The organism is Pseudomonas nabeulensis (assembly GCF_004682045.1).
GTDB classification, from domain to species: domain Bacteria; phylum Pseudomonadota; class Gammaproteobacteria; order Pseudomonadales; family Pseudomonadaceae; genus Aquipseudomonas; species Aquipseudomonas nabeulensis.
Map to the genome: position 1 here is coordinate 62594 of NZ_QUZT01000029.1, position 14475 is coordinate 77068.

The 14475-nt window shown below is 58.3% G+C and carries 28 protein-coding genes; 13 read left to right on the plus strand and 15 right to left on the minus strand.

All coding sequences use genetic code 11. The features are described from left to right. The first annotated feature begins 210 nt into the window (after positions 1–210). Positions 211–513 (plus strand): DUF6555 family protein, encoded by a 303-nt coding sequence (locus tag DYL61_RS31605; RefSeq protein ID WP_135309186.1) that lies wholly within the window; start codon positions 211–213, stop codon positions 511–513. 119 nt (positions 514–632) lie between these two features. Here the strand turns inward: DYL61_RS31605 and DYL61_RS16435 are convergent, their stop codons facing one another. The 15 genes from DYL61_RS16435 to DYL61_RS16505 all read right to left on the minus strand — a co-directional run bounded on the left by DYL61_RS16435 (position 633) and on the right by DYL61_RS16505 (position 7872). Then, the gene (locus DYL61_RS16435; RefSeq protein WP_135309187.1) at positions 633–1016 is read right to left on the minus strand and encodes an antiterminator Q family protein; all 384 of its coding nucleotides are present in this window, start codon (positions 1014–1016) and stop codon (positions 633–635) included. Further along, on the minus strand, positions 1013–1300 hold the full coding sequence (locus tag DYL61_RS16440) for a hypothetical protein (protein WP_135309188.1): 288 nt from the start codon (positions 1298–1300) through the stop codon (positions 1013–1015). The genes DYL61_RS16435 and DYL61_RS16440 overlap by 4 nt, the downstream gene beginning before the upstream one ends. Next, on the minus strand, positions 1293–2669 hold the full coding sequence (locus DYL61_RS16445) for a replicative DNA helicase (RefSeq protein ID WP_135309214.1): 1377 nt from the start codon (positions 2667–2669) through the stop codon (positions 1293–1295). Before DYL61_RS16445 ends, DYL61_RS16440 begins: the two co-directional genes overlap by 8 nt. Then, positions 2666–3463 carry an ATP-binding protein gene (locus tag DYL61_RS16450; RefSeq protein ID WP_135309189.1) on the minus strand — a complete coding sequence of 266 codons (798 nt, stop codon included), beginning with the start codon at positions 3461–3463 and terminating at the stop codon, positions 2666–2668. The genes DYL61_RS16445 and DYL61_RS16450 overlap by 4 nt, the downstream gene beginning before the upstream one ends. Further along, positions 3447–4241 carry a helix-turn-helix domain-containing protein gene (locus DYL61_RS16455; RefSeq protein ID WP_135309190.1) on the minus strand — a complete coding sequence of 265 codons (795 nt, stop codon included), beginning with the start codon at positions 4239–4241 and terminating at the stop codon, positions 3447–3449. The genes DYL61_RS16450 and DYL61_RS16455 overlap by 17 nt, the downstream gene beginning before the upstream one ends. Next, positions 4238–4660 carry a GIY-YIG nuclease family protein gene (locus DYL61_RS16460; RefSeq protein ID WP_135309191.1) on the minus strand — a complete coding sequence of 141 codons (423 nt, stop codon included), beginning with the start codon at positions 4658–4660 and terminating at the stop codon, positions 4238–4240. Before DYL61_RS16460 ends, DYL61_RS16455 begins: the two co-directional genes overlap by 4 nt. After that, a complete protein-coding gene (locus tag DYL61_RS16465; protein ID WP_135309192.1) occupies positions 4657–4884 on the minus strand; it encodes a hypothetical protein in 228 nt (75 codons plus the stop codon). The genes DYL61_RS16460 and DYL61_RS16465 overlap by 4 nt, the downstream gene beginning before the upstream one ends. After that, a complete protein-coding gene (locus DYL61_RS16470) occupies positions 4881–5168 on the minus strand; it encodes a hypothetical protein (RefSeq protein WP_135309193.1) in 288 nt (95 codons plus the stop codon). The genes DYL61_RS16465 and DYL61_RS16470 overlap by 4 nt, the downstream gene beginning before the upstream one ends. Further along, entirely contained in the window at positions 5165–5497 is a 333-nt protein-coding gene (locus DYL61_RS16475; protein WP_135309194.1) for a hypothetical protein, read from the minus strand. Before DYL61_RS16475 ends, DYL61_RS16470 begins: the two co-directional genes overlap by 4 nt. Beyond that, positions 5494–6264, minus strand: coding sequence for a BRO-N domain-containing protein (locus DYL61_RS16480; RefSeq protein ID WP_135309195.1), 771 nt, complete (start codon positions 6262–6264; stop codon positions 5494–5496). Before DYL61_RS16480 ends, DYL61_RS16475 begins: the two co-directional genes overlap by 4 nt. After that, complete coding sequence (locus tag DYL61_RS16485; RefSeq protein ID WP_135309196.1) at positions 6261–6551, minus strand: hypothetical protein; 291 nt, start codon at positions 6549–6551, stop codon at positions 6261–6263. The genes DYL61_RS16480 and DYL61_RS16485 overlap by 4 nt, the downstream gene beginning before the upstream one ends. Beyond that, the gene (locus tag DYL61_RS16490; protein WP_135309197.1) at positions 6548–6850 is read right to left on the minus strand and encodes a Rossmann-fold NAD(P)-binding domain-containing protein; all 303 of its coding nucleotides are present in this window, start codon (positions 6848–6850) and stop codon (positions 6548–6550) included. The genes DYL61_RS16485 and DYL61_RS16490 overlap by 4 nt, the downstream gene beginning before the upstream one ends. Next, positions 6847–7116: a hypothetical protein gene (locus DYL61_RS16495; protein WP_135309198.1), complete on the minus strand. Its 270-nt coding sequence runs from the start codon at positions 7114–7116 to the stop codon at positions 6847–6849. Before DYL61_RS16495 ends, DYL61_RS16490 begins: the two co-directional genes overlap by 4 nt. Next, positions 7113–7448, minus strand: coding sequence for a hypothetical protein (locus DYL61_RS16500; RefSeq protein ID WP_135309199.1), 336 nt, complete (start codon positions 7446–7448; stop codon positions 7113–7115). Before DYL61_RS16500 ends, DYL61_RS16495 begins: the two co-directional genes overlap by 4 nt. A 136-nt stretch (positions 7449–7584) precedes the next feature. Further along, positions 7585–7872, minus strand: a complete 288-nt coding sequence (locus tag DYL61_RS16505) for a Cro/CI family transcriptional regulator (protein WP_135309200.1) — start codon at positions 7870–7872, stop codon at positions 7585–7587. A gap of 109 nt (positions 7873–7981) precedes the next feature. Here DYL61_RS16505 and DYL61_RS16510 point away from each other — a divergent pair, with 109 nt between their 5' ends. The 12 genes from DYL61_RS16510 (at position 7982) to DYL61_RS16565 (ending at position 14406) form a co-directional block, all read left to right on the plus strand. Further along, the gene (locus tag DYL61_RS16510; protein WP_135309201.1) at positions 7982–8752 is read left to right on the plus strand and encodes a LexA family protein; all 771 of its coding nucleotides are present in this window, start codon (positions 7982–7984) and stop codon (positions 8750–8752) included. Positions 8753–8837: 85 nt separating this feature from the next. Continuing rightward, positions 8838–9215 (plus strand): LuxR C-terminal-related transcriptional regulator, encoded by a 378-nt coding sequence (locus DYL61_RS16515; protein WP_135309202.1) that lies wholly within the window; start codon positions 8838–8840, stop codon positions 9213–9215. 63 nt (positions 9216–9278) lie between these two features. Then, on the plus strand, positions 9279–9527 hold the full coding sequence (locus DYL61_RS16520) for a hypothetical protein (RefSeq protein WP_135309203.1): 249 nt from the start codon (positions 9279–9281) through the stop codon (positions 9525–9527). Beyond that, complete coding sequence (locus DYL61_RS16525; protein WP_135309204.1) at positions 9524–10351, plus strand: SPFH domain-containing protein; 828 nt, start codon at positions 9524–9526, stop codon at positions 10349–10351. Before DYL61_RS16520 ends, DYL61_RS16525 begins: the two co-directional genes overlap by 4 nt. Positions 10352–10404: 53 nt before the next feature. Further along, the gene (locus DYL61_RS16530; protein ID WP_135309205.1) at positions 10405–10737 is read left to right on the plus strand and encodes a hypothetical protein; all 333 of its coding nucleotides are present in this window, start codon (positions 10405–10407) and stop codon (positions 10735–10737) included. Beyond that, the gene (locus DYL61_RS16535) at positions 10734–11420 is read left to right on the plus strand and encodes a hypothetical protein (protein ID WP_135309206.1); all 687 of its coding nucleotides are present in this window, start codon (positions 10734–10736) and stop codon (positions 11418–11420) included. Before DYL61_RS16530 ends, DYL61_RS16535 begins: the two co-directional genes overlap by 4 nt. Then, entirely contained in the window at positions 11408–11656 is a 249-nt protein-coding gene (locus DYL61_RS16540) for a hypothetical protein (RefSeq protein WP_135309207.1), read from the plus strand. Before DYL61_RS16535 ends, DYL61_RS16540 begins: the two co-directional genes overlap by 13 nt. Continuing rightward, positions 11653–11820 carry a hypothetical protein gene (locus tag DYL61_RS31300; RefSeq protein WP_167497975.1) on the plus strand — a complete coding sequence of 56 codons (168 nt, stop codon included), beginning with the start codon at positions 11653–11655 and terminating at the stop codon, positions 11818–11820. Before DYL61_RS16540 ends, DYL61_RS31300 begins: the two co-directional genes overlap by 4 nt. Beyond that, a complete protein-coding gene (locus DYL61_RS16545) occupies positions 11813–12370 on the plus strand; it encodes an HNH endonuclease signature motif containing protein (protein ID WP_238704573.1) in 558 nt (185 codons plus the stop codon). Before DYL61_RS31300 ends, DYL61_RS16545 begins: the two co-directional genes overlap by 8 nt. Further along, on the plus strand, positions 12367–12615 hold the full coding sequence (locus tag DYL61_RS16550) for a hypothetical protein (RefSeq protein WP_135309208.1): 249 nt from the start codon (positions 12367–12369) through the stop codon (positions 12613–12615). Before DYL61_RS16545 ends, DYL61_RS16550 begins: the two co-directional genes overlap by 4 nt. A 224-nt stretch (positions 12616–12839) precedes the next feature. Then, on the plus strand, positions 12840–14036 hold the full coding sequence (locus tag DYL61_RS16560; protein WP_135309210.1) for an Arm DNA-binding domain-containing protein: 1197 nt from the start codon (positions 12840–12842) through the stop codon (positions 14034–14036). Beyond that, the gene (locus DYL61_RS16565) at positions 14020–14406 is read left to right on the plus strand and encodes a Rap1a/Tai family immunity protein (protein WP_135309211.1); all 387 of its coding nucleotides are present in this window, start codon (positions 14020–14022) and stop codon (positions 14404–14406) included. Before DYL61_RS16560 ends, DYL61_RS16565 begins: the two co-directional genes overlap by 17 nt. Positions 14407–14475 lie beyond the last annotated feature (69 nt).

Sequence of the window (14475 nt, forward strand, 5' to 3'; positions counted from 1 at the left end):
AGAGCCCTGCACTGTGGCGGGGCTCAATAAGTCCTATCTTTCAGGGCCAGCTACGGCCGCTCATAGCGCCGCTCGTAAAACCGAATCTGATATGGAGGAAAACCGCTCAATCTCGTCTAATCTTTTCCGTTCAAACGTTCAAAAAGGTACTGAAAATTAACGGAATCTTTTCAATACCGAAGCATCAATACTCGGACAAGGAGAGTGACTATGCCCTCAGCAGAGCTATACATCATCGAGTACGTAATTCACGGTCAACATAAGTCATTCATCATCCGTGCTGGGCGGATGGACAATGCGGAGGCGTGGCACTGGGCATGCTGTGATGCCGGAATAGCCATAATTCCGAAGTTCGGTAGGGAGCGGATGCTGAAAATTAGCAAACCCCAGGCTGAGCGATACGGCATGGAATCCGTGACGTGGCGACCGTCAGGCGCAGTGCCCTTTAATCCAAAGCCTTACTCGCCGCCGCCGATCAATGCATTACCGCCAGAACGCTCCAGCGGTCTATAACAACGCAAAAGCCGGTCATAAAAAAGCCCGACGCAATGGTCGGGCTCTCTATGTGGTGTCGCGCTTGAAAAGCTGAACACGTTGCCATGAAAACAGGGCTATTCCGCGTGTGCAAGTTTTTACGCAGCTTCGATAAATTTCTCCAGTGAGCAGTCTATCCATCCGACGCCAGTCTTGATGATTTCCCTGGCCTTGGCTTCGCTCATGTCGTACTTGTTACCGATCCGCTTGGCGGGCCACTTGGCTGCGTAGTACAGCCAAACGAAATCACCCATCTCAGGCGCTCGCTTGCAAAGCCTGGCGACCGCGCCATCAACGGCGCTGGCCAGTTCATCCGTGATGACGTAGGACTTACTTGTCGATGGGATCATATCCCTCATGATCGCCCAGGATGGGGAGACATAGCTCGGGACGCCCATGCCATCCATGCGCCAGAAGCCCCACTGCTCAAGCATGTACTCGGTATCGCCCAGCGGCAGGCGTGCGGGTTTTCTAGTATTCATGCGGCTTTCCTCGGATCTGGATCACTCAGGCCAAACAGGTCACGCAGCAACCGGTCAGCAGGTTTGTTCTTTGCATTGCCCTCGATCAGCCAGCGCTGACCAAAATCGTGGAAGCCGATCTGAGCCCGACTGCCGTGCCAACTGGCGACCATATCCAGCAGGTAAGCCAGCGCACTCGGCCCGCCGACTTTGACCTTGGCCAACTCCTCACCGGCGATCTTCAGAAAGCGCCGCTCTAGGTCGCTCATGCTTTTGCGCGGCAATGCCGCCGTGACGTTACCCATGGTTCTTCCTCCCCTTGTACTGATCGGCGAAGGGGCGGTTGATCTCCACCTCTTCCTGGGTGGGCTCGCGGCCTGCAAAATTGACGAATCGGGCAAACTTGCCCTGCTGCTGCACAACGCATGAGCCCACAGGTGCGTGCCTGCACTTGGGCATGATCAGCTCAGTCGCCCCGTTCTGCCCCTCCTCGCTGTCCATGTCGCGATGGACCAGGATGATGCAGTGGGCGTCGGCCTCAATCTGGCCGGAGTCGCGCAGGTCAGAGGCGATTGGCTTCTTGCCTGGCCGCTTCGTCGAGTCGCGGTTTAGCTGGGCCAGCAGGATCACCGGGACCTCAAGCTCCTTGGCGATGTTGACGATTCCGGTCGATATCTTGCCCAGCTCAGCGGTGCGGTTGAACGCTTTGCCGTCGGAGCCGATCAGGCCGATGTAATCGATCACCACCACGTCGAGGCCGTGCTTGCGTTTGACCTGGCGGCAGATACTGCGGATGCGCGGCACGGTCAGGCCCGACTTGTCGCTGACGTACAGCGGCTTGTCCATGATCTTGCTGACCGCCGAGGTTAGGCGCGGCCAGTCCTCATCAAGCAACTGGCCGTTATCCAGCACCTGCAGATCGACGCTCCCGAGAGACGCCAGCGCACGGTTGCCCAGTTCCTCCTCGGGCATCTCCAGGGAAAACACCATGCCTACGCCGAGACCGGTACACGCAATGTGCTGGGCGATCTGCAGGCCCAGCGTGGTCTTGCCGCTACCTGGCAGGCCGGCGACGATGGTTACCGTCTTTTTGCGCAGCCCACGGATCAGCTTGTCCAGGTCTGCCAGGCCGGTAGAGAGCCCGGACTGAACGGCGCCGTTGAACTTGGCGTCGATGATGTCGATGTTCCGAGTCACCACTTCGTCCATGCGCTTGTAATCGGGTTCACCGGTGTCCAAGTCGCGCAGGTCAGCCATGGCCTGTTGAGCGCTGGCAATGATCTCGGCAACCGGCCGGTTCTCGTTGGCGGAGTCGCGCACGGCGTCGGCGGCGTCCACCAGCCGGCGGAGTACGGCCCGCTCAGTCACCGTTCTGGCGTAAGCCTTCCAGTTCGCAGTGCTCGGCGTGTTCCTCGCCAATTCGCCGGCGTAGGCAATGGTTGATCCTCCACTGGGCAAGTACGGTTTGAAATCGTGAAGCGTGACTGGATCAACCGGCGCGCCAGTTGCGTGCAGATCCAGCATCACCTGGAACAGTGCGGCGTTTTCCGGATCGTGGAAGTCGGCGGTGGTCACGCTGGACGTGATCGAGTCGAACAACTCACCATCCAGCATCAACGCGCCGAGCAAAGCGTGTTCCGCCTCATCGCTGTAAAGCTCGCGATAGTCGTTCATGCGCGCCCCCGTTCCGATTCCCATGTGAAACCGACCAGCAGCGCTTTGTTCTCGCGCAAACGGTCCAGGGCACGTTCGCCGATGTACTGGCCCAGGCCCTTCGCGTTCATGTTGGAGACCACCACCGTGGGGCGGATCAGGTTGTAACGGCGATCCAGCACCTCATGCAGGACCGACAGCTCGTAGTGGGTGCCCGCCTGGGCGCCAACCTCATCGATCACCAGAAGGTCGAAACTCGCCAGCTCGTTGATCACGTCGCCCTCGGTATACCCGGCGTTGCGATCCATCGAGCGCTTGAACACGCGGATGATCTCGGCGGCGGTCGTGATCACTGCCACGGCCCGGTGCTGGCGAATGACGTGCTGAACGATGCTGCTTGCCAGGTGCGTCTTACCGTTCCCAACGTTGCCGCACAGCAGCAGGTTGCGGCCGGCCTGGAAATGCTCGCCGAAGTTGTCGGCATAGCCCTGGCAAGTTTCCAGCGCCAGCGTCATAGACGGCGTGGTGGCTCGGTAGGTCGCAAAGGTGCTCCCCGCAAACCGAGGTGTGATGCCGGAGCCTATGAGCGCGCTGTTGACGCTTTCGGCTTGCAGGTTGGCCAGCGCCTGCGAATGCTCTTCGCTGCCCTGTGGCGATACGCGCAGGCCGTGGAACTGGCATTGCTTGCATGGGCGGGTCAGCATCGACCCGTCGAACTGCTCAACCTCGGAGCGATCCACAACGCCGTGGACCGGGCACTCGCCGGCGAAGGTGCGCTGCTCAGGCTGGCGGCGGAAATTAGAACGCTGGGCCATCTTCGCCTCCTTGGTACATATCCGGGGTGTGGTTGGGCAGGTTGTTGAACGCAGACGGTTTACCGGTCTTCGCGCCAGCACCAGGCAGCACCGATTCTGGGTAGATGTCCGACCAGCTGCTGGTGGTGGACTTATTCAACACCGCATCGGGTTCTGGATGGTTGGCCAGCTTCTTGGCGATCAGTTCGCAGGCACGCAGGGTCAGTGGCGCACGCTTGGCCTTTCGCATTTCGCAGAAGTCAGCCCAGGCTTGATCTGATGCGTTGGCAGGCTTGGCGGTCAGCGGATCGAACTTCGACTTGCGACCTTTGTGGTCAGGCGATTTATCGCCTATTGGTTTATTAACGGATAGATGACGGATAGATGACGTATTGGGTGCAGCTGCTGCACCCCGTTCTGTCTTCATTTGCACCCCGATCTGTTCTGAGCTGCACCCCGTTGCGTCTTCATCTGCACCCCGTTCGGAGCGGGGTGCATCTGGTGCACCCCGTTTTTCGATGAGGTCATACACCACTGGGCGGCGGTCGTGACGGTCGATGTAAGCGGCCGCGATCGACTGATTACCGCGCTTGATCAGGCCGACAGCCTCAAGGGCGTCCAGCTTGTAGCGCACGGTGCGCTCAGATAGGCCGGTGTCGGTAGCAAGGGTCAGCGCCGAAGGGAAAGCGCCGCGCCCGTCGCTACCTGCGTAGTTGGCCAAGCACAGCAACACATGGCGGCAAGTGGAATCTTTGATTTCCTGCTGCTCAAGGGCCCAAACCATAGACTGGATACTCATGGGCGATCCCTCCGCAGGCGTTCGAGGTAGCCAGGTGAATGCAGGTGACCCTCGAACCATAAAGGGTTGCGCTGAGACATTCGCCCAGGCCAGCGCGCCTCTTTTGCCTCGTCCGAATCCCAGTCGGAGCAATGCTCACCGTCACCCTCAACAGCCTTGATGATGTCGATGAGCGGACCCTTGAAAAACTCGCGCTGCTCAGAGACGCGACGATCGGCAAGCTGTAGGTGAACCGCTTTTTCCCATGCGGCAGCATTGGCTAGTTCGGCGTAGTAGAAAACCTCGTACTCGTGAGGAACCCCGGTACCGCGAGAAAGCCCTTCGGCCCGACGATGTGGTGAAAATTTGGTAGTGCCGACCTTGTAGATGCCGGGCATGGCTTGATTGCCAAGGATGTAGACGAATCCCCAGTCGCTCATACGTTGAGCTCCCGCGTCACACGGCGCACGAAGTCGTCATAGGCCTCACTCATGACGAAGCCCGCCTGCTCCAGCATTTCTCGGTGAGCCTTCGCACCCGAGTACATGAGCCAGCGCTTTTGTTCCGGCAGATCGGCGAACGCGGCATAGCTCGGCCAGGGCCCGACGATTACCGGCGCTGTGGGGGCGTCCTGGGGGGGGGCATGAGGGTTGAGGATGGTCATTGCAGAGTCTCCCCTGCCGGACGCACGCCAGCGCGCGCCGCTTCCTCAGGGCCGCTGCCCAGCCTCAATACCAGAACACGAAGAGCCATATTCGCGTTGGCGATGGACGCAGACAGATTCCAGGCAGTCTCCGCGTCAAGGCGCAGATCCTGCGTGTGAGACAACTCATCGTATGCGTCATCTGTAAGGTTGAAGCCCATCGCGACCAGCGTGAAGTTGTCGAACTGCTCGAAGTAAGCCTGATCGTGGTGAGCTTGACGCTCGGCTTTAAGTTGAGATTTCATGCTTCACCCCCATCGTTCGGAATGCCGTATTTCTCGCGCAAGCGGCGGGTTTGCTCAGTCTGGATTTCACGCGGCTCTACACCGATGATTCGGCGAGCCAATACCCGAGCGCATATCTGCGCCTCAAGCGCGCTCCCGAACGCTTCCTGCTGATTGAAGTGCCAGTTGTCGCGAGACTCTTGATCGTCCGGGCAACCGATCATCTCGACCGCGCTGTCGAGCAGCTCCCAAATGCGATAGGCGAGTTGTTCGTTCGTGAGAAGGCTCATGGTTTCATCGTTGATGTGCACGGTCGCTTGAGGCCGTGGGAAGTTGAGCACGTTGTTCATTGAGGCACCTTCTGGACCAGGCGGAACCGGCCCTCAAAATATGGGTGAGTCGCCTGGGTTGCGGTGACCATCGTGGATTCGGAGACAAACCGGTGGAATGCGGCCGTGACGTGGCTCTTGGACCAGACCAGGTACTGGGAGCCCAACGCTTCCTCATGGCCGTTGCGGACCATACCGGCGGGATTGGGCTGGTTTGGCCAGACCTTCAGCACGTAATCGACGACGGCACCGGACAGGCCGTGGCGCCCCAGCATCGTTTCCTTGATACGGGTCAGCGACTGGCAGTTCTGCGGGCAGTGATCCCACACGGTCGTTTGGCTCAAGTCCTCGACGCGGCGCTCGATCCGCTCCAGCGCCACCTGCTGCTCGGCCTGTTGACGCTCGACGTTGATCACCGCTTGAGCCTGGGCCAACAGTTGCTCACCAGGCGTCATTGGTCGCTGGTAGCTGCCGGTCTTGCGGATTGTGGGCAGCACATCGCCCACTACCCACTCTTCGAATTCCTGCGCTGACTCAAGCTGAGAGCTCATAATGAGACGGTAAAGGTCGCGTTCCGGGATGATCTGCAGGCCGCGATTGGGGATTTCAAAAGTCGCGTCCTGCGACTTTAGGATCTGGACAGCCTTACAGTGACGGGCTACCGCGTCTGATGTATTCGCGTAGCCAAGTGTCGAGGCAACATCCATCGCCACAAACCAGGGTTCACCCTGGGTATCAGTGATCACGCGCACGTCGGCGCCGTTGAAGATGAAAGGGATCAGGTTCATCGGGCACCTCGTACATGGACGGCGTCATGCGCTGCGCCAACATGGCGTTTTTTCCAAAGAAAATTGCCAGTGGCGAACGTGACGGCTTCGAGGCGGCACTCGAGTTGCGTAGCAAGTGGATTGCTCCAGCCGCCCGCAAGCGATGGCACGACGTGCCCTAGCAAAATGGATCGCAACTCGTTAAATGTTTCCCGGGCCTCGTTCATGCGGGCCATTTGCTCGGCGGTGATAACGGCGTCATCCAGCAGCTCGCCATGGATTTCCAGTACGGCAGGGAGCTTATTCATGGGCGCCCCTCGCTTTCCCGCGCCACGTTTTCGGGTTGCTGGAATTGTGGCGCGCAATTGTTGAGGCGCTCCCTCAGCATCTCGCGAGAGCAGTCATAACCATTCCCCTGATCCATGGCCGCGTACTCGCCAAGCGCTACCATTCGAGCCGCATCGGAGTGCACCCCCAACTCCTTGCGACACGCCCGAAAAAGAGCTTCGAGCTGGATGATCGTTTGAACAGCTGCGTCTAACTGATCAATTGCCTCATCGGCGACCTGAGCAGCGACATCATTGAGTTTGGTGACAGGCAAAGTCATACGTCACCCCCGGTTTCTGGATCGACGGAAGCATGGGCGGCATACACCAGAGCAAGCGCGCTTTCAGCAGCGAACCACACCAAGGTCGCTTGATGAGACGCGGCCTGCTCCGTCATCAGGTCGCGCAGACCAGCAACAACTGATTCGAGAAGGCTGGTAGCCGCATCGAGAGAGTCATGGATAGGAACTCCGCCGGCCGCACTTAACACATCCGAAATGCCGTGCACGTAGAACGGGCTTTCAAGGGTAAGGAGGTCGGTTTTCATGCTTGCTCCCTCTCTGCAATTTCCGAGGGGAGGCCTTTCTGAACCGACCAGAGGAGAGCGCTGATGCTGTCGGCGACAAACTCCAAGGTTTCCATCCCGTCGCAATAAACCATCTCGCCGTAGTTCAAGCCGTCATGCATATGCCGGCAGATCTGACCGAGACCCGAAGCGAGGGTGCGCGCCTTTTGGATCGCATCTCGGGATTCAAGACCGGCAACGACTTGAAGCATTTGGACGCCTGTGTTGCTGATCGGTGTATTGCAGAAATCAACCTCAGTTGTGAGGGTGTCTTGCGCTACAGGTGAACCAGTGGTATTTTTTGGGTGTGACATATCGTTCTCCAGAACGAAGAAGTACCGAATCACTCGCTGCGAACGAGTGGTTTAAGAGGCCCGCCTGCGAAGCGGGCTTTTTGTTGCCTGGAAGAAAGTCAGCCAGACAGCAAAAACTGGGAGGTTTGGCGGGGATTCATGGCGCGTCCTGCTGGGTACTGGATGGACTCACAGGTACTTCAAGACCTGACGAATAAGACCCTGCGGGATTATTATTTGCGTGTTGGTTGGGCAAGCCCTGTCGACGCTGACCAGGGAATGGCTTTTCTTCGAGGGCGGACAGAGCGCCGTCGCTGGAGACGATCACAAATATGGATCGCCCTTCACGGATAGCCTTGCTCAGTGAGCCTTGACTCATCCCAAGCTTCTCGGCTGTCTTGGCATGTCGCTTTGCTGCATATTCAGCAAGAGGGATTCGATGCACCGGAGTGACTCCACTATTTCGGTTCTTTTTAAATAGTGCTGGCGGGATTTTTTAAAGTCAATGCTTGCGGCATTTGAATTTCAATACCGCTAGCCATAAGGTTCTCCCCATGAAAAAGAAAACCCTGTCACCAGAGCGACTTGAAGAGTGCGCAACACTCAAATCAATTTTCTGGGAAAAGCGAAAAGACCTTGGTCTGACTCAGGAGAAGGCTGCGGAGGCGCTTGGCATGAACCAAGGGTCATTCAGCCACTACCTGAACGGTAGAAATGCTCTGAATGTCGAGTTCGCCGCAAAGGCGGCCAGGCTTTTAGGTGTCCCTGTATCGAGCTTTAGCCCGCGCCTGGCTAAAGCTATCGATGACATGACAATCTCCAGTGGGGAGATACGCGAAGTGGCCGAAAAGATTCGCAGAATCTATTCATCTGACGCAGACGGCCTTTCCAATGTCATGCCTACTCAGCAGCCATGGAAGCCAGCAAGGAGCTACCCATTGATCAGTTGGATTGCAGCAGGCGATCGAGCGGAATCGCCAGATAGCTACCGAGCAGGTCACGCGGACGAGTATCTGGATTCAACTGAAAATGCTGGCGATAGCGGTTATTGGCTCGACGTGAGAGGCCCGTCGATGACTTCTCAGACGAACCCTAGCTTCCCCGAAGGAACGAAAATACTGGTCAAGCCTGAAGGCTTTGATCTGGTCAGTGGAAAGTTCTATATCGCCCGGCACAGAGACGGGGAGAAAACATTCAAACAGTACCTCTACGACGCAGGCACGGGATATCTGATCCCGCTCAACCCCGCGTACAAGCCGGTTGAAATTGATGGCGACTGGGAAATAATTGGGCGCGTTGTAGATGCAAAAATCCCAGGACTGTAAAAAATAATCCCGCAAGGATTGACACAGATAAATCCCGCCAGCACTATAGCCACCAGAAACCAACTTTGGTCACGGGTGGCCCCTCATGCAATTCATCAGCAACGGTACTTGGAAAGGCAACCTTGGGCTCGGCCTCGCAGAGCGCGAACTGTCTTGCCTGCTGGCCGTTGCTGCTGGCCAGACCGACAAGGAGATCGCCAAGCATGACGGTCTCTCTCCTCGCTCGATCAAGGGCCGTATCGAATCCTGCATGCACAAACTCGGCGTATACAAGCGTCCAGCGCTCGTAGCCGAAGCGTTCCGCCGTGGCTTGATCAGTCCGATGATCATCACCTTGTGCGCGATTCTAGTGAGCCAGTCGGCTACCAACGACAACTCATCCAATCGCATACGCCGCCCAGGCGAGCGCCGAGTTGAAACCCGCGTGGCCGTCCGCCGCATCGAGGCCGCTCAAGCCGTTTAACCAAACCTGATTTTTGCGAAAGCCAACAACGCGGCCGGGATTCGTTCGGCCTGGAGAAAGTGAATGTCTCGTAAACCGATCACCCCGTTCCAGTTGTTCAAGGTGCTGATTTCGTTCCTGATCTATATCAGCGCCTCCGCCGGCTGGCTGCTATTCGCTGCCCGCGACCTGATCAGCAGCAGCTCCGACCTCGATGTCGTCGGTGGCTTCTTCGGCACCGCCATTTGGCTGATCGCCAGCGCCTGCCTGTATCTGCATATCACCACACCCAAACCTGGCCAATCGGCCAAAACCACGGAGAAAGACCAATGAAGCGGATTGCCGCCATTGCAATGCTGTGCCTGCTCGCCATCACGGCGGGCTGTTCGAAGGTGCCCGCCGGCTACACGGGCGTGATTGTCAATCTGATGGGTAGCGACAAGGGCGTGGCGCCCACCGAGGCCACGGTCGGCTACAAGTGGCTGACCCCCAATGAGGAGTTGTTCCTTTTCCCGACGTTCGCCCAGAACTTCAACCTGCAGCAGGTCAAGTTCCAAGACCGCGACGGCATGACGATCAGCGCGCCGATTGGCATCACGCTGCGCGCCAAGCAGGGTGCTGCGCCGCTGCTGTTCCAAACCTATCGCAAGTCGATGGACGAGATCATCCAGGTGAACGTGCCACAGGTGGTGCGCAACGCCTTCAACAATGCCGGCTCGAAGGTCAAGGCGTCCGAGGTTTACGGCCCAGGCAAAGAGGCGTTTTTGAAGGCAATCGAAGCCCAAGTCCAGCAGCACTTTGACGGCAAGGGGATCGTGGTCGAGTCGCTCTACCTCAACGGCGAGATCGTGCTGCCACCGCAGGTGGTTGAGGCCCTGAACAACAGCATCACCGCCACACAGAAGGCCCAGCAGCGCGAGAACGAGTTGCGCCAGACCGAAGCCGAAGCCGCCAAGGTGCGCGCCGCCGCCCAGGGCGACAAAGACGCCGCCATCCTCAAGGCACAGGGCGAAGCTGAGTCACTGAACATCCGTGGTGAGGCGCTGCGCAAGAACCCGGGCGTGGTTGAGCTCAACGCTATCGAGAAGTGGGACGGGAAGCTGCCGGTTTACATGACCAGCGGAACGGCCACCCCATTCATCGGCATCGGTAAGTAACCGACCACAAGCGGCTGACGGCGCAGATCTGCGCCATCAGCCGGGAGACCGCAATGAAACAGAAATTGATATCGGCTTGGATCAGCCTTGTGTTTAGCCTGTGCCTTCTTCTGGGCCCCGCCCCGGCGCAGGACTTCGCGTTTTACGTGCTGACGGTGATGACCGTGCTTGCCTGGATCGGCGTTCTCTCCGGCCTGATCAAGGGTGAAGTCGCCAAAAAGCTACTCAACCACGCCTGGATTAGCGTGCTATCCACGGGGCTGCAGGTGTATGCGCTGATCGCAAGCGGGCACCCAGCTCTCGCAGCATCGTGCTTCCTGGTGTCGTTCTTCATGGTGATCGCTGCCATCAAAGCAAGCAAGGATGAGCCGGGAGTATCCGCATGAGCGACAACACCACACAAGCACCGACCCTAATTGTGCCTGAGCGCATCACCATCGTGCTGAAGGCGCAGGAAGGCTCGACGCTCGAACACATCTGTCAGTTCGTAAGCCTGGGTATGCCAGTCGCCATCGGTCGCGGCATGGCGGTGATCTCCGGCGCCAGCGACGAAGATCTGCAGATGGTGCTGGGCCAAGAGCGTGACGAGCGCCAGATGCAAGCCCAGTTGCAGCAGGAAGCGATCGGCGCGCCCGCTCACCTTGCTGCGCACGCTCAGGAGATGTTCGACCTGCTGCTGCGCATCAACACCAAGTGCGGCGGTCTGGATGCTGCGCTGGGTCACGGCATCGAGCCGAGCGATCAGATGTGGACCGAGTCGCGCGAAGCGATGGAAGACATCTGGGATCTGCTCGACAAAGTGAAGTCTGCCGAGGTCTTCGGGTCGCCGAGCTTAATTACGGAAAATCCAGCAGTTACCGACTCGATGCACATCGACGACCGCGTGCGGATGGCGGCTAATGCCGGGCGCTATGAATGGCTGCGCGATCGCACCTGCATTGAGGATGCCGACAACGACATCATGGTGGTGCGTGGAGACCAGTATTTCGACGGCGATGAGCTTGATCGGGAGATTGATAACGCTCTGCGCCTGGCCCGCCTGGAGGAGTCGCCCCCATGCGCCGACTGATCACCATAGCCTTGCTGCTGATCGTCGGCCAGGCCACCGCCGGCGAGCAGATCATCGACGTGCAGCACGACAGCGTGCGCGGAGTCACTTGCTGGATTTTGAACAACACCGGGATCAGTTGCTTGCCGGACAACCAGCTGCGCCAGCCATCTTCGGTTTCAAACAGCCCCGCTGACGAGCCGACCCCTGCGAGCGCCCCCGTCGCCCGCAGGGATGACGAGAGATTCCAGCTATGAGCCGCCGCAACGGTACCAAGGGCCAGCGCCTGATAGAGCTGTTCAGCGCCCTGCAGCGCAGAGAAACCACCTTCGGCCAGATCTACGCAATGTCGGCTTCGTGCGGGATCGACGCGCGCCGGGTGCTGGCTGATCACTTTCAGCGGGGCCGCTGCAGTGCGTAAGAATCTCGGCGGACGCCAAACCAAACGCTGGAGCGAGGCTGAGGACGCCATTATCAGGTGTTTTTACGAAACCGGTGGCAACGACTTCATGTTGAGCCAGCTGCCTGGTCGCACCCTTACCGCGATATGCCAGAGAGCCAAAGGGATGGGTATCAGGAAGAGCGCAGCTCACCGCGCCGAGTCTTCCAGGAAAGCTTTCTTCGATGCTTGGGGAAAGCGCGGGAAGCCCCCTGGCCAAGCACCAAGGCCAATCGGCGCGACACATAGGAAGGGGCGATACATCTTGGTGAAAGTTGCACAGCCAGATGTTTGGAAACCGCTGCATACGCATGCATGGGAGCAAGCGAACGGCCCTGTTCCAGAAGGAATGATCGTGGCAGCCAAAGACGGAAACGTCCAGAACATTGAGTTGGACAATCTCTGCTTGCGCACACTTTCAGAGAACCAGGTCCGTCGCCACGCAAAACACAAGGATTTGCCGGAAGAACTCATCGACATCCTGCACCTGCAGAACGAAATCAAAAAAGAGATCAAGAGGAGAGCGTCATGAAAAACAAATTGAGTGATCTGCGTGACCACCTGTTTGCACAGCTTGAAGCAGTACGCGAAGCCACGGACGAAGACTTGGCCAAAGAAGTATCGCGCGCCCAGTCGGTGTCCGACATCAGCCGCGTATTGATCGAAAGCGCCAAGGTTGAGATCGACTACTTCCGCCACATAGGCGGAGAGAACAGCGCAAGCAGTTTCATTGAGTCGAAGCCGGCGCTGCCTCCGGGAAAGGTTACGCGCCAATGATCACGAAGAAAGCCGCGACACCACCAACGGATAACGAAAACGTGTCGCGACACGAAGAGCGGTGAAGCTATGCGCTATGTGACCGTCAGGAAATTTGCCAGCGAGTCTGGCTATACAGAAGACGCGATCCGCTCAAAGATCCGCGACGGGATCTGGCGGCTCGGTGAGATATGGATAAAGGCGCCGGATGGCCGGACGCTTCTCGATGTAGAGGGATATGAATCATGGGTAGAGGCGGGAGGGGAGTTCGGGCAGTCTCCGATACGAGTATCGAAATCACGTTCATGTATCGGGGCGTCCGGTGCCGCGAGCGGATCACGCTCAAGCCCACCTCCACTAATCTGAAGAAAGCCGAGCAGCACAAGGCGGCGATCGAACATGCGATCTCAATCGGCACCTTCGACTACTCGGTGACCTTTCCAGGATCTGCCAGAGCAGCGAAGTTCGCGCCCGAAGCATCGCGAGAAACCATGAACGGCTTTTTAACCAGGTGGCTCGAAGCAAAGAAAAAGCACGTGGCCAGCAGCACCTTCGACGGCTACCGAAAGCTTGTCACGCTGCGCCTGATTCCGGCCCTGGGCGACACGATGCTGGTGGACCTGAAAAGAAAGGCGGTACGCGACTGGCTCGACACCTTGGAAGTGAGCAACAAGACGCTCAGCAATATCCAGAGCTGCCTGCGCTCCGCGCTGAACGACGCCGCCGAGGAGGAGCTGATCGAGTTGAACCCATTGGCCGGGTGGACCTACTCGCGTAAGGCTGCCCCACCGAAAGAAGATGATGTCGACCCATTCAGCCCCGAAGAGCAGCAGGCGGTGTTGGGCGCCCTCTGCGGCCAGGCTCGCAACATGATGCAGTTCGCCCTTTGGACCGGCCTGCGCACCAGTGAGCTCGTTGCGCTGGATTGGGGCGATATCGATTGGCTGCGAGAAGAGGTCATGGTGAGCCGCGCGATGACCCAGGCCGCCAAGGGAAAGGCGGAAACGACGAAAACTGCCGCTGGGCGCCGAAGCGTTAAGCTCCTCAGGCCAGCACTGGAGGCATTGAAAGCGCAGAAGGCGCACACATTCCTGGCGGACGCCGAAGTCTTCCAGAATCCCCGCACGCTTGAGCGCTGGGCAGGAGACGGGCCAATCAGGAAAACGATGTGGGTACCGGCGATGAAGAAGGCCGGTGTTCGGTACCGGCGGCCTTACCAGACGCGGCACACCTATGCGTCGATGATGTTGTCAGCCGGCGAACATCCAATGTGGGTGGCCAAGCAGATGGGGCATACAGACTGGCTAATGATTGGCCGCGTGTACGGAAGGTGGATGCCTTCAGCCGACTTGGATGCCGGCGGGAAAGCAGAGACAATGTGGCTCAATGGGAAGGCACCGAATAACGCACAGGAGAAAAGTTCGGGTGGCATGGAAAAATAGAAAGGTGATCGTCTTGGCGGTCTCGATAGCGGCAAGTTTTGCAGCACCTTCAGCCATTGCTGATGGCAAAGAGCTTCTGGAGCATTGCCGAATTGCGCAGCAGTACATCAAGACCGGCCAGGATCATGGTGGGATGCTGCCAGCTGGTCGCTGCATCGGATATGCGGAAGGGTCTGCACAAACTCTCAACATTGTGGGCGGTCATGTCGACCCCCTTGCCCGCGTCTGCCTGCCATCTAAGCTTTCTAGAGCGGAGATGGTAGACGCCCTTGTTAGATATCTGGAGAGCCATCCTAAACAGCTCAAAAGTCCTGAGCCAGTTCTAGCCATTCTAGCCTTTACGGACGCATTTCCATGCCCCGGCAAATGACAGCAAAATGGCAGCTTGAAGGCTGAAAGCCCCGCAGTACGCGGAATGGACGCGGGTTCAAATCCCCCC

Excerpts from the sequence above, each read along its gene's own strand:
- DYL61_RS31605 (WP_135309186.1), top strand. The coding sequence starts at position 211 with ATGCCCTCAGCAGAGCTATACATCATCGAGTACGTAATTCACGGTCAA.
- DYL61_RS16435 (WP_135309187.1), bottom strand. The coding sequence starts at position 1,016 with ATGAATACTAGAAAACCCGCACGCCTGCCGCTGGGCGATACCGAGTAC.
- DYL61_RS16440 (WP_135309188.1), bottom strand. The coding sequence starts at position 1,300 with ATGGGTAACGTCACGGCGGCATTGCCGCGCAAAAGCATGAGCGACCTA.
- DYL61_RS16445 (WP_135309214.1), bottom strand. The coding sequence starts at position 2,669 with ATGAACGACTATCGCGAGCTTTACAGCGATGAGGCGGAACACGCTTTG.
- DYL61_RS16450 (WP_135309189.1), bottom strand. The coding sequence starts at position 3,463 with ATGGCCCAGCGTTCTAATTTCCGCCGCCAGCCTGAGCAGCGCACCTTC.
- DYL61_RS16455 (WP_135309190.1), bottom strand. The coding sequence starts at position 4,241 with ATGAGTATCCAGTCTATGGTTTGGGCCCTTGAGCAGCAGGAAATCAAA.
- DYL61_RS16460 (WP_135309191.1), bottom strand. The coding sequence starts at position 4,660 with ATGAGCGACTGGGGATTCGTCTACATCCTTGGCAATCAAGCCATGCCC.
- DYL61_RS16465 (WP_135309192.1), bottom strand. The coding sequence starts at position 4,884 with ATGACCATCCTCAACCCTCATGCCCCCCCCCAGGACGCCCCCACAGCG.
- DYL61_RS16470 (WP_135309193.1), bottom strand. The coding sequence starts at position 5,168 with ATGAAATCTCAACTTAAAGCCGAGCGTCAAGCTCACCACGATCAGGCT.
- DYL61_RS16475 (WP_135309194.1), bottom strand. The coding sequence starts at position 5,497 with ATGAACAACGTGCTCAACTTCCCACGGCCTCAAGCGACCGTGCACATC.
- DYL61_RS16480 (WP_135309195.1), bottom strand. The coding sequence starts at position 6,264 with ATGAACCTGATCCCTTTCATCTTCAACGGCGCCGACGTGCGCGTGATC.
- DYL61_RS16485 (WP_135309196.1), bottom strand. The coding sequence starts at position 6,551 with ATGAATAAGCTCCCTGCCGTACTGGAAATCCATGGCGAGCTGCTGGAT.
- DYL61_RS16490 (WP_135309197.1), bottom strand. The coding sequence starts at position 6,850 with ATGACTTTGCCTGTCACCAAACTCAATGATGTCGCTGCTCAGGTCGCC.
- DYL61_RS16495 (WP_135309198.1), bottom strand. The coding sequence starts at position 7,116 with ATGAAAACCGACCTCCTTACCCTTGAAAGCCCGTTCTACGTGCACGGC.
- DYL61_RS16500 (WP_135309199.1), bottom strand. The coding sequence starts at position 7,448 with ATGTCACACCCAAAAAATACCACTGGTTCACCTGTAGCGCAAGACACC.
- DYL61_RS16510 (WP_135309201.1), top strand. The coding sequence starts at position 7,982 with ATGAAAAAGAAAACCCTGTCACCAGAGCGACTTGAAGAGTGCGCAACA.
- DYL61_RS16515 (WP_135309202.1), top strand. The coding sequence starts at position 8,838 with ATGCAATTCATCAGCAACGGTACTTGGAAAGGCAACCTTGGGCTCGGC.
- DYL61_RS16520 (WP_135309203.1), top strand. The coding sequence starts at position 9,279 with ATGTCTCGTAAACCGATCACCCCGTTCCAGTTGTTCAAGGTGCTGATT.
- DYL61_RS16525 (WP_135309204.1), top strand. The coding sequence starts at position 9,524 with ATGAAGCGGATTGCCGCCATTGCAATGCTGTGCCTGCTCGCCATCACG.
- DYL61_RS16530 (WP_135309205.1), top strand. The coding sequence starts at position 10,405 with ATGAAACAGAAATTGATATCGGCTTGGATCAGCCTTGTGTTTAGCCTG.
- DYL61_RS16535 (WP_135309206.1), top strand. The coding sequence starts at position 10,734 with ATGAGCGACAACACCACACAAGCACCGACCCTAATTGTGCCTGAGCGC.
- DYL61_RS16540 (WP_135309207.1), top strand. The coding sequence starts at position 11,408 with ATGCGCCGACTGATCACCATAGCCTTGCTGCTGATCGTCGGCCAGGCC.
- DYL61_RS31300 (WP_167497975.1), top strand. The coding sequence starts at position 11,653 with ATGAGCCGCCGCAACGGTACCAAGGGCCAGCGCCTGATAGAGCTGTTC.
- DYL61_RS16550 (WP_135309208.1), top strand. The coding sequence starts at position 12,367 with ATGAAAAACAAATTGAGTGATCTGCGTGACCACCTGTTTGCACAGCTT.
- DYL61_RS16560 (WP_135309210.1), top strand. The coding sequence starts at position 12,840 with ATGGGTAGAGGCGGGAGGGGAGTTCGGGCAGTCTCCGATACGAGTATC.